The organism is Ciceribacter azotifigens, assembly GCF_048159625.1.
Lineage (GTDB): Bacteria > Pseudomonadota > Alphaproteobacteria > Rhizobiales > Rhizobiaceae > Allorhizobium > Allorhizobium azotifigens.
The window spans coordinates 63,236-76,098 of record NZ_JBLQTA010000014.1; the positions used below are offsets into that span (position 1 = coordinate 63,236).

Annotated in this window: 15 protein-coding genes; 7 read left to right on the top strand and 8 right to left on the bottom strand. The window is 62.4% G+C overall.

Translation table 11 applies throughout. From position 1 onward, the window contains the following. Positions 1–117: 117 nt before the first annotated feature. The 6 genes from ACM6UT_RS17885 to ACM6UT_RS17910 all read left to right on the top strand — a co-directional run bounded on the left by ACM6UT_RS17885 (position 118) and on the right by ACM6UT_RS17910 (position 5,974). On the top strand, positions 118–786 hold the full coding sequence (locus ACM6UT_RS17885) for a GntR family transcriptional regulator (RefSeq protein ID WP_416798766.1): 669 nt from the start codon (positions 118–120) through the stop codon (positions 784–786). Positions 787–860: 74 nt separating this feature from the next. Further along, positions 861–1,601 carry an SDR family NAD(P)-dependent oxidoreductase gene (locus ACM6UT_RS17890; RefSeq protein WP_416798701.1) on the top strand — a complete coding sequence of 247 codons (741 nt, stop codon included), beginning with the start codon at positions 861–863 and terminating at the stop codon, positions 1,599–1,601. 195 nt (positions 1,602–1,796) lie between these two features. Further along, complete coding sequence (locus tag ACM6UT_RS17895; protein ID WP_416798702.1) at positions 1,797–2,849, top strand: ABC transporter substrate-binding protein; 1,053 nt, start codon at positions 1,797–1,799, stop codon at positions 2,847–2,849. Positions 2,850–2,934: 85 nt separating this feature from the next. Next, complete coding sequence (locus ACM6UT_RS17900) at positions 2,935–4,014, top strand: ABC transporter ATP-binding protein (RefSeq protein ID WP_416798703.1); 1,080 nt, start codon at positions 2,935–2,937, stop codon at positions 4,012–4,014. Beyond that, positions 4,011–5,189, top strand: a complete 1,179-nt coding sequence (locus tag ACM6UT_RS17905) for an ABC transporter permease (protein WP_416798704.1) — start codon at positions 4,011–4,013, stop codon at positions 5,187–5,189. The genes ACM6UT_RS17900 and ACM6UT_RS17905 overlap by 4 nt, the downstream gene beginning before the upstream one ends. Positions 5,190–5,191: 2 nt before the next feature. Then, positions 5,192–5,974, top strand: a complete 783-nt coding sequence (locus tag ACM6UT_RS17910; protein ID WP_416798705.1) for an ABC transporter permease — start codon at positions 5,192–5,194, stop codon at positions 5,972–5,974. A gap of 24 nt (positions 5,975–5,998) precedes the next feature. Here ACM6UT_RS17910 and ACM6UT_RS17915 read toward each other — a convergent pair whose 3' ends face one another. The 6 genes from ACM6UT_RS17915 to ACM6UT_RS17940 form a co-directional block, all read right to left on the bottom strand. Next, complete coding sequence (locus ACM6UT_RS17915; protein WP_416798706.1) at positions 5,999–6,802, bottom strand: IclR family transcriptional regulator; 804 nt, start codon at positions 6,800–6,802, stop codon at positions 5,999–6,001. An 18-nt stretch (positions 6,803–6,820) separates the two neighbouring features. After that, positions 6,821–7,210, bottom strand: a complete 390-nt coding sequence (locus ACM6UT_RS17920) for a RidA family protein (RefSeq protein WP_416798707.1) — start codon at positions 7,208–7,210, stop codon at positions 6,821–6,823. A gap of 19 nt (positions 7,211–7,229) precedes the next feature. Continuing rightward, complete coding sequence (locus ACM6UT_RS17925) at positions 7,230–8,000, bottom strand: amino acid ABC transporter ATP-binding protein (protein ID WP_416798708.1); 771 nt, start codon at positions 7,998–8,000, stop codon at positions 7,230–7,232. 11 nt (positions 8,001–8,011) lie between these two features. Then, entirely contained in the window at positions 8,012–8,677 is a 666-nt protein-coding gene (locus ACM6UT_RS17930; RefSeq protein WP_416798709.1) for an amino acid ABC transporter permease, read from the bottom strand. 9 nt (positions 8,678–8,686) lie between these two features. Further along, positions 8,687–9,349: an amino acid ABC transporter permease gene (locus ACM6UT_RS17935; protein WP_416798710.1), complete on the bottom strand. Its 663-nt coding sequence runs from the start codon at positions 9,347–9,349 to the stop codon at positions 8,687–8,689. A gap of 74 nt (positions 9,350–9,423) precedes the next feature. After that, on the bottom strand, positions 9,424–10,263 hold the full coding sequence (locus ACM6UT_RS17940) for a transporter substrate-binding domain-containing protein (RefSeq protein WP_416798711.1): 840 nt from the start codon (positions 10,261–10,263) through the stop codon (positions 9,424–9,426). Positions 10,264–10,439: 176 nt separating this feature from the next. Between ACM6UT_RS17940 and ACM6UT_RS17945 the strand changes: the two genes are divergently transcribed. Next, a complete protein-coding gene (locus ACM6UT_RS17945; protein ID WP_416798712.1) occupies positions 10,440–11,519 on the top strand; it encodes a D-TA family PLP-dependent enzyme in 1,080 nt (359 codons plus the stop codon). Positions 11,520–11,585: 66 nt separating this feature from the next. Here the strand turns inward: ACM6UT_RS17945 and ACM6UT_RS17950 are convergent, their stop codons facing one another. Together ACM6UT_RS17950 and ACM6UT_RS17955 are read right to left on the bottom strand one after the other, a co-directional pair. Further along, positions 11,586–12,071, bottom strand: coding sequence for a VOC family protein (locus ACM6UT_RS17950; protein WP_416798713.1), 486 nt, complete (start codon positions 12,069–12,071; stop codon positions 11,586–11,588). 61 nt (positions 12,072–12,132) lie between these two features. Further along, positions 12,133–12,783 (bottom strand): glutathione S-transferase family protein, encoded by a 651-nt coding sequence (locus tag ACM6UT_RS17955; protein ID WP_416798714.1) that lies wholly within the window; start codon positions 12,781–12,783, stop codon positions 12,133–12,135. Positions 12,784–12,863: the final 80 nt, after the last annotated feature.

Consider the following 12,863-nt stretch of genomic DNA (forward strand, 5'->3'; position numbering starts at 1 on the left):
CGCTGGCCGGGCGAGGGTACTGCCCCGCTGATCGCCACGACGCCTCATGCATACTTGAAACACGCAAAAAAAGATGCATCAAGTATCTTATTACTTTTAATTTGCCGGATGAGTTCGATGGCCGAGTTTTCGACATTGGAATATGCGAACCTCAACAGCGTCGTCTACGGCGCGCTTTGCGATGCGTTGATGCAGGGGCGGTTCCAGCCCGGTGACCGCTTGAAGATCCGCGATCTTGCCGAACAGTTCGGCACCAGCGTCACGCCGATCCGCGATGCCATCCTGCGTCTCGCCAACGACGAGGCGGTCACCTTCCGTTCGCCGCGCGACATCCGCATCGCTGGCCTCAGCGAAGAACGCTACCGTGAGATCCGCGCCATTCGCATTCGCCTCGAGGGGCTTGCCGCGGAAACTGCCGCGCAGATGGCAACAAGCGCGGATATCCAGGCTCTGGAGCAGATCGTTCGCGAGAATGAGGCCGCTATCTCGGACGGGGACCGGTTGAGAGGGACACAGCTTAACCAGGCCTTCCACTTCATGCTGCCCAAGATTGCCGGGCTTCCTGTGCTCACCAGCATCCTGCGCCGATTGTGGCTGCAGATGGGGCCGCATATTTCCGGCGCCTATCTCGCGGGCGGCCGGGCGATGATCGACCATCACTATCCCGTCATCGAGGCGTTGAAGCGGCACGATCCGGCTGCGGCCTCCATGGCGATCGTCGATGATATCCTGCTGGGTGGAAAACCCATCCTTGACCGCATCGAAAGCGGGGCAGACCGAGCCTGAGATCAGCAACAACAGAGGGCTTGCAATTCGTCCGCCGCCGATTACGATGTATCAAGCATCAAGGGGAGTTTCGCATGACCGAAGAATGCCGCTACATGTTGCTGACGGGAGCAAGCCGCGGCATAGGGCATGCGACGGTGAAGCTTTTTCAATCGAAAGGCTGGCGAATCCTCACCGTGTCTCGCCAACCGTTTTCCGAGGAATGCGCCTGGCCATCCGCCCGGGAAAGCCACATCCAGGCCGATCTCGCCGACCTTTCGCAGATCGACCTTCTTGCGGCGACGGTGCGTGAACGTCTGCCGCACGGCAAGTTGCATGCGCTGGTCAACAATGCGGGGATTTCTCCGAAGGGGCCCGGCAGGAGCCGGCTCGGCGTCATGAATACGGATGCGAGCGTCTGGGCGCAGGTGCTCAACGTCAATCTCGTCTCGACGGCGCTGCTCGCCCGTACGATGATGCCGGAGCTGGAGGCGGCGAAAGGCTCGATCGTCAACGTCACCTCGATCGCCGGTTCGCGCGTACATCCGTTCGCCGGCGTCGCCTATGCCGCCTCGAAGGCGGGCCTTGCGGCATTGACGCGCGAAATGGCGCATGAGTTCGGCCGGCGCGGCGTCCGCGCCAACGCGATTGCGCCGGGCGAGATCGAAACCTCGATCCTTTCTCCGGGAACCGATGCCCTGGTTGCCGCAGAGGTGCCGATGGCAAGGCTGGGCGAACCGCGCGAAGTCGCGGAGACCATCTATTTCCTGTGCACCGACCACTCCTCCTACATTAATGGAGCGGAGATCCACATCAATGGAGGGCAGCACGTTTGACAACGGTCAAGCGGGGGAAGTTACCCGTTGACCGGCAATGACCGGAATGCATCAATCGGCCGAGCGCCCGGGGGAAAGGGCGTGACGACCGGAGGGGCCGCCGCCGAAGCCGCAAAGGACAGGTGGGCGGTCCGCATGAGAGCGTCATCGGAGTCGCCACGGCTCCTTGACACAACGAAGAAAAAGGGGAGTGCCATGAAGACTATCTTGAAATCGGGTATCCTGGCGGCGGCTGCCGTCGTTCTTTCGGCCGGCCTTGCTGCGCCGGTTCTGGCGCGGGATCTGACGGTCGTTTCCTGGGGCGGCAACTACCAGGACGCGCAGCGCAACATCTACTTCAAGCCGTTCTCGGAAAAACTGGGGAAGCCTGTGCTTGATGAGGCCTGGGACGGCGGTATCGGTGTCATCCAGTCGAAGGTCAAGGCCGGCGCGCCGAACTGGGATGTCGTGCAGGTCGAAGCCGAAGAACTGGCGCTTGGCTGTGCCGACGGTCTCTACGAGAAGATCGACTGGGACAAGATGGGCGGCAAGGACAAGTTCCTCGACAGCGCCGTCAATGACTGTGGTGTCGGCGCCATCGTCTGGTCGACGGCGATCGCCTACGACGGCGACAAGCTCGCGGAAGGCCCGACCTCCTGGGCGGATTTCTGGAATGTCGAAAAATTTCCTGGCAAGCGCTCGCTGCGCAAGGGTCCGAAATACACGCTGGAATTCGCGCTGCTCGCCGACGGCGTCTCCAAGGACGAGCTCTATGATGTGCTGAGCACGGAAGAGGGTGTCGCACGCGCGTTCAAGAAGCTCGATGAATTGAAGCCGAACATCGTCTGGTGGGAGTCCGGCGCCCAGCCGTTGCAGTTCCTCGCTTCGGGCGAAGTCGCCATGGCCTCTGCCTACAATGGTCGCATCACCGGTATCAACCGCTCCGAAGGGAAAAACCTCAAGGTCGTCTTCCCTGGCAGCATCTATGCCGTCGACAGCTGGGTCGTGCTGAAGGATGCCGAGAACAAGGACGTCGCTCAGGACTTCATCGCCTTTGCGAGCCTTCCGGAAAACCAGGCAAAGCTGCCGGAGTTTGTGGCTTACGGCCTGCCGAACAAGGAAGCGGCCGCGATGGTGCCGGCTGAGTTTGCCAAGGATCTGCCGACCGATCCGACCAACATGACAGATGCAATTCCGCTCAACGTGGATTTCTGGATCGACAATGCCGAAACGCTGACTGAGCGCTTCAACGCCTGGCTCGCCCAGTAAGGACATCCGTGGTGAGGGGCGCCCTGCGGGGCGCCCCCGCCGCATGGCCGGGTGCGTTTTGCAAGGCGCCCCTTCGCCTCTAGCGATGGAGTCTTCCGTGGCCGAGTTCATTCGATTTGACCGCATCACGAAATTCTACGGCCCGCTCTGCGTGGTCGAAAACCTCAATCTCGACATCGGGAAGGGCGAGTTCGTCAGCCTGCTCGGGCCCTCCGGCTCCGGCAAGACGACGCTACTGATGATGCTCGCCGGCTTCGAACAACCGACGTCCGGCAGTATCCTCCTCGACGGAACGGCCATCAATGCGGTGCCCACGCACAAGCGGGACATGGGCGTCGTCTTCCAGAGCTATGCGCTTTTCCCTCACATGTCCGTCGGCGATAACATTGCCTTTCCGCTGCAGATGCGCGGCGTCGGCAAGGCGGAGATCGGCGAGCGCGTCAAGCGGGCGCTCGACATGGTCCAGCTTTCTGCGCTTTCCGACCGCTATCCCGTGCAGCTTTCGGGCGGCCAGCAGCAGCGGGTGGCGCTCGCGCGCGCGTTGGTCTTCGAGCCGCGCGTCGTGCTGATGGACGAGCCGCTCGGCGCACTCGACAAGCAGCTGCGCGAGCAGATGCAACTCGATATCCGCGACCTGCATCGCCGTCTCGGCCTCACGATCGTCTTCGTCACGCACGACCAGTCCGAAGCCCTCACCATGTCGGACCGCGTCGCCGTCTTCAACCGCGGCAAGATCGAACAGATCGGCACGCCGCGCGAGGTCTACGACGAGCCGGCGACGCGCTTCGTTGCCGAGTTCATCGGGGAGACAAACCTCTTCGAGGGTGTCGTGGAAGCCGTACACGGTGGGGAAGCGACCGTGCGGCTCGCCTCGGGCGCGCAGATTGTGTCGGCCGTCTCCGGCAGCGTCGCTTCCGGCCAGTCCGTCCTCCTGTCCATCCGCCCGGAGCGAGTCGATCTCAGCGAGACGCCGGGCGAGGCGCGCAATGTGCTCGAAACGGAGGTCACTGATTCCGTTTATCAAGGTGACCACCTGCGCGTGCAACTGCAGAATGTCGGCCATCCATTGATCGCCAAGCTTGGCCGAAGGTCGCGCGAGTTTCCGCCGGGCACCAGGGTCTTTGCGGCCTTTTCCGCCGGCGACTGTCGGGTCATCACGCCATGAGCGCGGCTCCCTCCCACACGGGGCGGTCGCTTCTCCTGCTGGCGCCGCTCATGCTCTTCCTCACAGGCTTCTTCGTCTGGCCGCTTTTCAGCATGATGTCGCAGGCCGTATCGGATCCGGCCGTGTTGCGGCTTCTGCCACGCAGCGCGGAGGTTCTCGCCGACTGGGACCGCAAGTCGCCCCCGACCATGCCGATGCAGATCGCCATGATGGAGGATCTGAAGGCGGTCGATGACGACCAGGCGCTCGGCGACATGGTGCGCCGCCTCAACAGCGCCCGCCCCGGCTTTCGCACGCTGATGGGCAAGACCACCAGTGCGGTCGAGGATAGCACGAACCCGCCCGCCGACCTCGTTTCTATCGACAAGCGCTGGGAAAAGCCGGAATTCTGGCTGGCGGTCGCCAATGCACTCTCGCCCTATACGGACCGCAACCTTCTTGCCGCCGTGGATTTCGGGCGTAATGCCGCCGGCGAGATCGAGCATCTGCCGCCGGACCAGTCGGTCAACAGCGTGATCCTCCTGCGCACCTTCTGGATCGCCGCACTGGTCACCTTCGCCTGCGCCTGCATCGGATACCCTTACGCCATCATCGCCGCTTCGCTTTCAGGCTGGAAGCGTGACCTGATGCTTGCCGCCGTGCTGCTGCCGCTGTGGACCTCGCTCCTGGTGCGCACGGCGGCCTGGTTCATCCTGTTGCAGGAAAAGGGGCTGATCAATGATCTCCTGTTGATGCTCGGGATCATCGATGCGCCGCTCGCGCTGATCTTCAACCGGACCGGCGTCATCATCGCGATGACTCATGTGCTGCTGCCCTTCATGGTGCTGCCGATCTACTCAGTACTGATCACCATCCCGAAGAACCTGATGCCGGCCGCCGCCTCGCTCGGCGCCCATCCGTTGCGCGCCTTCCTGCGCGTGCTCTTGCCGCTCAGCCTGCGCGGGGTCGCCTCCGGTGGCTTGCTCGTCTTCATCTCGGCGATCGGCTACTATATCACCCCGGCACTGATCGGCGGGCCGGGCGACCAGATGATCTCGTCCATCATCGCCTTCTATGCGACAGGCTCGGCAAACTGGGGCATGGCCGGCGCGCTCGGCGTCGTGCTGCTCGTCGCGACGTTGCTGCTCTACAGCGTCTATGCGCGGCTCTCGAGTGACGAAGTGGGAAGGAACTGACGATGCCGATCAAAATCGCCAAGGCCAGCTTCGCCACGCTGACGATTCTCTTCCTCGTCGCGCCGCTGATTGCCATCCTGCCGCTCGCCTTCACCTCGAGCGTCATCCTGACCTATCCGATCCCCTCCTGGTCAGTGCGCTGGTTCGAGGAATTGTTCTTTGCCGACGCGTGGCGACGGGCGATCGTCAACAGCCTGATCATCGGCACGGGCACGACGCTGCTCGCAACCGCGCTCGGCACCGCCGCGTCGCTCGGCCTTCGTAACCGGCTGCTCTTTTTCCGCGGCTCGATGCGCACGCTCTTTCTTTTGCCGATGGTCGTGCCGGCGGTCGTCCTTGGTGTCGGTCTGCAGGTGCTTCTGTCGGGATTTGGCCTTACCAACAGCTATCTGGGCGTGATCATCGCCCACACGGTCGTCGCCGTGCCATTCGTGGTGGTGAGCGTCACGGGAGCGCTTGCCGGAATCGATGAGCGGGTGGAGCGCGCCGCCCAGAGCCTCGGTGCCTCGCCGACGACGGTCTTTCGCCGCATCACCCTGCCGCTTGCGATGCCCGGCGTGCTGTCGGGCGCCGTTCTGGCCTTCGCGACCTCGCTCGACGAGGTGGTCCTGACGCTCTTCGTCGCCGGCCCGAACCAGCGAACGCTGGCGCGGCAGATGTTCTCCTCGATCCGCGAGAATATCAGCCCGGCGATTGCCGCTGCCGCCTTCCTCTTCATTGCGGCGACAATCCTGATCGGTCTCGTCGTCGTCCTGTCGCGGTCTATGCTGGCGAAGCGACGCTAGGCCGCCGCCCGAGCGTGGAGTGCCTCAGCTTGCGGCGGCTGTCCTGCTTTGGGGATGGAAACCCAGTTTCTCGGAAATCTCGTTTGCTGCCTTCAGCAGGCTCTCGAGATAAGTGCGCCGATTGCGCAGCCCGTCCTCGCGTGGCGTGACGAGGCAGAGTGTCGCGATACAGGTGCCGTCGGCCTGATAAATGGGTACGGCGAAGCAATGGGTGAAATTCTCGACTTCGCTGTTGAACGTGAAGTAGCCGTCGCGGCTCGCCTGCCGCACCTGGGCAATGAAGTCGGACGGCTGCATCTGTCGTCCATCGGGAAGGACGAAATCCTCCGGCGGAATGAAATCAATGATCTCCTGGTCGCTCAGATGCGAGACCAGCAGGCGGCCGGACGCGGTCCAGGGGATTGAAACCAGTTCGCCGACGCTCGACGAAATCCGGAACGGCCGGATCCCCTCGCGCATCATCGCGACCGTGTATTTTTTCCCTTCGAGCAGGCACATCTGCGCCGTCTCGCGGGTCTCTTCCGCGAGCCTGACCAGCATGCGGTCGCATTCGCGCATCAGGTCGAATTGCTCGGCATAGGCGGTGCCGAGGAAGTAGAGACGACGGCCGAGATAGACGCGGCCGTCACCGCCCTGGTAATCCAGCATGCCGTGGCTCAGGAGGAGATTGACCAGTTCATAGACCGACGACCGGGGCGCCCCGATTTCGGATGCGATCTCGTTCGGCCGCATGGGCTGCCGCGTCACACGCAGGAATTCGAGGATCTCGAAGGCGCGATCCAGTCCCCGGGTGCGTCGCGACACCATATCGCCTGCGGCCTCGGCCATGCTCTTCTCCAATTGTTGTCAGGCGCGATCAGCGCGATAAGCCACGCAATCGACCTCTACCTTGCAATCGACCATCATACGCGACTGAACACAAGCACGTGCCGGCGGATGCTCACCGAAGTACTCGGTATAAACGCCGTTGAAACTCCAGAAGTCGCGCGGGTCGTCGAGCCAGACGCCGACGCGCACCACGTCTTCGACGCCGTAACCAGCTTCATGCAGGATGGCAATGAGGTTTTCGATCGCCTTGCGGGTCTCGGCCACGATGCCACCACGGACGATCTCGCCCTTCTCCATCGGCACCTGTCCGGAGACGTAGAGCCATCCGTTCGCCTCGACGGCGCGAGCAAAGGGAAGTGGCTGGCCGCCTGCGCCGGTTTCGCCTGCACCGTAACGTTTGATCGTCATAGAAATCTCTCTTCTTCTTTCAGTTGAAACTGGATGTCTTCAGGAATTCGGCAAGCCGCTCGGTCTTCGGCTTGACGAACATCTCCTTCGGGTCGCCTTCCTCGCAGATGACGCCCTGGTTCATGAAGATCACGCGGGTGGACACTTCGTAGGCGAAGCGCATCTCGTGGGTGACGAGCAGCATGCTCATGCCGTCGGCGGCCAGACCCTTGATGACCTGCAGGACTTCGCCGACGAGTTCCGGATCGAGCGCCGATGTCACTTCGTCGAACAGCATCAGCTGCGGCGCCATGGCGATAGCGCGAGCGATGGCGACGCGCTGCTGCTGGCCGCCGGACAGCTGGCCGGGATAATGATCGCCGCGGCTCGCCAGCCCGACACGGTCCAGCCATTTCTCGGCGATGGCGCGCGCTTCGTCGCGGCTCATCTTCTTCACCTTGACGAGCCCGAGCATGATGTTTTGCAGCGCGGTCATGTGCGGAAAGAGATTGAACTGCTGGAAGGCCATGCCGGTCATCGCCCGCTGCCGGGCGATTTCCTTTTCGCTCTTGCGTTTCCGGACGCCACCGGCGTGATCGTAGCCGATCTCCTCACCGGCGAGACGGATATGCCCGCCCTGGAAGTCCTCCAGCATGTTGATGCAGCGAAGCATCGTGGTCTTGCCGGATCCGGATGAGCCGATGATCGAGATCACCTCGCCTTCGCGCATGGTGCAGTCCACCCCCTTCAGCACTTCCAGTGTCCCGTATTGTTTGCGCAAACCTTCGATCTCGAGAAGTATCTTGCTCATGATGTGCGACCTCAGGACGGGACGGCCGTCTTGCGCTCGACGTATTTGCCGAAGCGCTCGATGCCGTAATTGATGACGAAGTAGAGAAGCCCGGCGAAGAAATAGAACTGCAGGCTCATGAAATTGCGGGAGATGATTTCCTGTGTGCGGAGCAGGAGCTCTGCCACACCGATCACGGATAGGAGCGTCGAGGCCTTGACCATCTCCGCGGCCGTATTGACCCAGGCTGGCAGCAATTGCCGAAGGGCCTGCGGCCAGAGCACGTAGGCAAACGTCTGGCCGAAGGTCAGGCCGATCGCCTTTGCGGCCTCCGTTTGTCCCTTAGGGATCGCCTGCAATCCGCCGCGGACGATTTCGCCGACATGCGACGAGCAGAAGATCGCCAGCGCAAGCACGCCGGCCTGGAACGGCCCGAGCTCGATGCCGACGGTGGAGAGCACATAATAGCTCGCCAGAACCAGGACGAGCACCGGTGTTCCGCGGATGACGTCGGTATAGGCGCGTACCACGAGACGCAGCGCACGGTTGCCGTAGACCAGCGACAGGCCGACGAGCACGCCGAGCAGTGAGCCGGTGATGATCGACAACAGCGAGATCGAGACTGTGACACCGAGACCGTTGAGGATCACGTAGCGCGCGAGCCAGAGCTGATCGAGGAAGGCTGAGAGATCCATCATGACTTCCACCTATCTTGGAACGGCCAGCCGCCGCTCGGCGACGCGCATAAGGGCGGCGAGCAGGGTACAGGTGGCGACGTAGAGGCCCGAGGTGACGATCCAGGTCTCGATCACGCGGAAAGTTTCGACGTTGATCTTGCGTGCCTCGAAGGTGAGTTCCGGCACGGCGATCGCCGCGGCGAGCGACGTATCCTTGAACAGCGAGATCACGGTCGAAGACAGCGAGGGCAGCACGTTGCGGAACATGAGCGGTGTGATGATCGAGGTACGGATCTGCATCGGCGTGAGACCGATGGCGAGACCGGCTTCGGTCAGACCCCTGGGGATCGACAGAAGGCCGGCGCGGAAGACTTCGGCCAGATAGGCGCCGGAGTAGATGGAGAGGACCGCGACGAAACTTTCGATCTTGCCGAGCCGCACACCCATCTGCGGCAGCGCGAAATAGGTAAACAGCACGAGGACGAGGATGGGTAGATTGCGAATGATCGTCACGTAGGTCGCGGCCGGCATCTTCAGCCACGCGCTTTTCGAGACCAGTGCAAATGCGACCATCAGTCCGATCACCGCGCCGATCAGAATGGAAACGAAAGCCAGCCCGAGGCTGAGAAGCAATCCTTCCAGGAGCTGGTCGAAGCTACGCCAGACGGCGGCGAAATTGAGCGAATAACCCATGGCGGGGTCCTGCCAAGAAAGAAAACGAAGGACGAAGGGCGATGGCCCTCCGTCCCGATGACAGTGCTCGCGTCTTACTTGAACTCGACCGGGAAGCCGATCTGGGGCGGCGTCAGGTCCTTGCCGAACCAGGTCTTGTAGGACTTGGCGTAGAAGTCGAATTCGACGCCAGTCATCGCCTCGTGCAGTGCCGTGTTGACGAAGTTCAACCAATCCTGGTCACCGCGCTTGACGCCGCAGGCATAGGTCTGCGGGTTCCAGCCGTAGCCGGCATCCTTATAGCGCCCGGCATTCTGCGTCATGTACCAGGCAAGCGACGACTGGTCGGTTGCCGCGGCATCGGCACGGCCGGATTCGAGCGCCTGATAGATGAGGTCGACGGATTCATACTGGTCGACAGTCGCCTCGGGGAGCGCGGCGTGCACCATGTCCTCGGCATAGACATTCTGCAGGACCGAGATGGTAACCGAGGACCCGGCGGCCTTCAGGGCGGCGTAGTCGGCGTATTTGCCGTCCGCCTTCAGCATCAGGCCGACGCCTTCGCGATAATAGGGAATGGTGAAGGCGATCTGCTGGGCGCGCTCGCCGGTGACGGTCATGAACTGGCAGGTCAGGTCGACTTTGTCAGTGGTGATGTTGGGGATGCGCGCGTCGGAGGACTGGTTGACGTACTCGATCTTGTCGGGATCGCCGAACAGGGCCTTGGCAACGATACGGCCCATGTCGACGTCGAAGCCCTGCAGCTTGTCGTCGGCGCTCTTGAAGTGCCATGGCGCGTTCGTGCTGCCGGTGCCGAGCACGAGGTGGCCGCGGGCAAGGACTTCATCGAGCTTGCTGCCTTCGGCGAGAACCGGGGTGGAAAGGAAGGTTGCGGCGACCAGCGACATCAGGCCGGCACGGAAGGAAATGGTCATGGCGTTCCCCTGGGAATCGAGTGCTTCTTTCTAATCCAATATAGCGGACATATGTCTGTTTTACCGGATTGACATATCAACGCCCATGGAGGATGTCTTGTCAATAGCCATTGCGATGCAGCGCTGAGCAGTGGCATCGTTCCTGCTGCGCTGCGTCCATCGGTATCGAGGTTCTCATGCCCTTTTCTCCCGAAGACCTGGCGGCGATCGACACGCCGGCCGTTCTAGTCGACCTGGACATCGCCAGGCGCAACGTCGAACGTTTCCAGCACTATGCGGATCAACACGGGCTTCGTGTCCGACCGCATATCAAGACGCACAAGCTTCCGGCGGTCGCCGAGATGCAGCTTGCGGCCGGCGCGGTCGGCATAACCTGCCAGAAGGTCTCCGAGGCCGAGGCCATGGTCGCGGGAAGCGGTGCCATCACCGACGTCCTGATCACCTACAACATCGTCGGGTCCGAAAAACTCGAGCACCTGAAGGCGCTCGCCAGGAAGGTGAAGCTGTCGGTTGTTGCAGACAGCCGAGCCGTCGTGGACGGACTGTCCGGGGCGTTCCGCGGCGAGCCGCAACCCCTCACCGTCCTGGTGGAATGCGATACCGGCGCGAACCGCTGTGGCGTCCTGACACCTGAAGCCGCGGAGGCGCTTGCGGCGCATATCCATGCGTCGCCCGGACTCGTCTTCGGTGGCCTCATGACCTATCCGCCGGCGGGCGGCGAGGCGGCCGTCGAACGGTTCATGGAGGAGGCGAAGAGCCGAATCGAAACTCATGGCATTGCCGTCCCCGTCATCACGTCCGGAGGCACGCCCTCGATGATGCATGCGGCGGAAGCGCCCGTGACGACCGAATACCGGCCCGGAACCTACGTCTATAACGATCGGTCGCTGGTATCGCGCGGGGTTTGCGGGTGGGACGACTGCGCCTTGAACGTGCTCGCAACCGTCGTTTCGGTGCCCGCGCCGAACCGGGCGATCATTGATGCGGGCTCAAAGACCCTGACCTCCGACCTTCTCGGGCTCACGGGCTATGGTCACGTGCTCGGCCGCAACGACATCGCGATTGACCAGCTTTCCGAGGAGCATGGCAGGTTGGTGAGCGAGGGGGCTATCGGACTGACGGTCGGCGAAAAAGTCCGGATCGTACCGAACCACGCCTGCGTGGTGACCAACATGGTCGATGCAGTGTGGGTGACGGCCGACGGTCGGACGACCCCGGAGAAATGGCCGATCGTCGCGCGTGGAAAGATCGTCTGACGGGGTAGGGTTCGCCTGCCCTTTGTTCCGTCGGTCCGGCCGGGAGAACCCGACCGGACCGAGTGCTCATGACCGGTTCGCGGCCGCGGCTTCAAGCGTCGCGATGTCGATCTTCTTCATCGTCATCATCGCGTCGAAGGCGCGCTTTGCCTCGCCGGGGTCCGAACTCGTCGTCAGTTCGATCAGCCGCCGTGGTGTGATCTGCCATGAGAAGCCCCAGCGGTCCTTGCACCAGCCGCATTCGCTTTCCGCACCTCCGTCCCTGGTGATTGCATTCCAGTAGCGGTCCGTCTCCTCCTGGTTTTCGGTGAGGACGACGAAACTCACCGCTTCGTTCGGCGTGAAAATGGGCCCGCCGTTCAGGCCGAGAAAGCGCCGGCCGAGGACGGTGAATTCGACAGTCAGTTCGGCTCCCGCGTGGCCACCGGGGAAATCTCCGGGGGCGCTGTTCACCTTGTCGACGCGGCTGTCGGGAAATGTCGCTGCATAGAACTTTGCGGCCTTGCTTGCTTCACCATGGTCATACCACAGGCAGGTAACGAGTTCGGTCATTTCCATCCTCCTTTGGGTTTCAGGTGTTGTTGGGTGGCACCGCTCGGTGCGGCCGTGGTCGTCAGGCCGGCTGCTTGCCGGCATTGATCGCCAGTTGCGCGGCGAAAGCGCGTTGGTAGGCGGGCCGCGCTTCACCGCGGGCGACATAGGCCGAAAGGTTCGGATACTCGTCGAGGATCCCCGACGATCTCAATCTGATGAGGACCGACACCATCATCAGATCGCCCGCACTGAACGGACCGTCGAGCCAGTCGGCAGTGCCGAGGCGGGCGCAAAGGTCGCCGAGCCGATCGCGGATGCGGTCATCGACGAGGCGCAGCCGCTGCGCGCACCAAGGCTCTTTTCTCTCGGCAATCCACGTCGTCGCGCGGTCGAGGATCGGTGGTTCCACCGTGTTCAATGCCGCGAACATCCAGGCAATCGCGCGGGCACGAGCCTTTGCCTCCGCCGGCAGCAGGCCTGCATGGCGCTCGGCGATATGAAAGACGATCGCTCCGGACTCGAAGAGGACGAGATCATCCTCTTCATAGGTCGGAATCTGTCCGAAAGGATGGCGAGCCTTATGGTCTGGCTCCTTCATCGCGCTGAACGAAACGAGGTGGACATTGTAGGGCTGTCCCACTTCTTCGAAAGCCCAGCGGACGCGCGTGTCACGTGCGAGCCCCTGTCCCCCGTCCGGGGAGCGTTGGAAGGCGGTGATGGTCGGTGTCATCGAAAAGCTCCTTCCTTTCGCGTGTCGGCTTCTCCGGATCTCCTCGAAGAATGCTGATCGCCTGATTTCGGGGCTGCCTT

Coding starts and splice junctions, on each gene's coding strand:
- ACM6UT_RS17885 (WP_416798766.1), top strand. CDS start 118: ATGGCCGAGTTTTCGACATTGGAATATGCGAACCTCAACAGCGTCGTC.
- ACM6UT_RS17890 (WP_416798701.1), top strand. CDS start 861: ATGACCGAAGAATGCCGCTACATGTTGCTGACGGGAGCAAGCCGCGGC.
- ACM6UT_RS17895 (WP_416798702.1), top strand. CDS start 1,797: ATGAAGACTATCTTGAAATCGGGTATCCTGGCGGCGGCTGCCGTCGTT.
- ACM6UT_RS17900 (WP_416798703.1), top strand. CDS start 2,935: ATGGAGTCTTCCGTGGCCGAGTTCATTCGATTTGACCGCATCACGAAA.
- ACM6UT_RS17905 (WP_416798704.1), top strand. CDS start 4,011: ATGAGCGCGGCTCCCTCCCACACGGGGCGGTCGCTTCTCCTGCTGGCG.
- ACM6UT_RS17910 (WP_416798705.1), top strand. CDS start 5,192: ATGCCGATCAAAATCGCCAAGGCCAGCTTCGCCACGCTGACGATTCTC.
- ACM6UT_RS17915 (WP_416798706.1), bottom strand. CDS start 6,802: ATGGCCGAGGCCGCAGGCGATATGGTGTCGCGACGCACCCGGGGACTG.
- ACM6UT_RS17920 (WP_416798707.1), bottom strand. CDS start 7,210: ATGACGATCAAACGTTACGGTGCAGGCGAAACCGGCGCAGGCGGCCAG.
- ACM6UT_RS17925 (WP_416798708.1), bottom strand. CDS start 8,000: ATGAGCAAGATACTTCTCGAGATCGAAGGTTTGCGCAAACAATACGGG.
- ACM6UT_RS17930 (WP_416798709.1), bottom strand. CDS start 8,677: ATGATGGATCTCTCAGCCTTCCTCGATCAGCTCTGGCTCGCGCGCTAC.
- ACM6UT_RS17935 (WP_416798710.1), bottom strand. CDS start 9,349: ATGGGTTATTCGCTCAATTTCGCCGCCGTCTGGCGTAGCTTCGACCAG.
- ACM6UT_RS17940 (WP_416798711.1), bottom strand. CDS start 10,263: ATGACCATTTCCTTCCGTGCCGGCCTGATGTCGCTGGTCGCCGCAACC.
- ACM6UT_RS17945 (WP_416798712.1), top strand. CDS start 10,440: ATGCCCTTTTCTCCCGAAGACCTGGCGGCGATCGACACGCCGGCCGTT.
- ACM6UT_RS17950 (WP_416798713.1), bottom strand. CDS start 12,071: ATGACCGAACTCGTTACCTGCCTGTGGTATGACCATGGTGAAGCAAGC.
- ACM6UT_RS17955 (WP_416798714.1), bottom strand. CDS start 12,783: ATGACACCGACCATCACCGCCTTCCAACGCTCCCCGGACGGGGGACAG.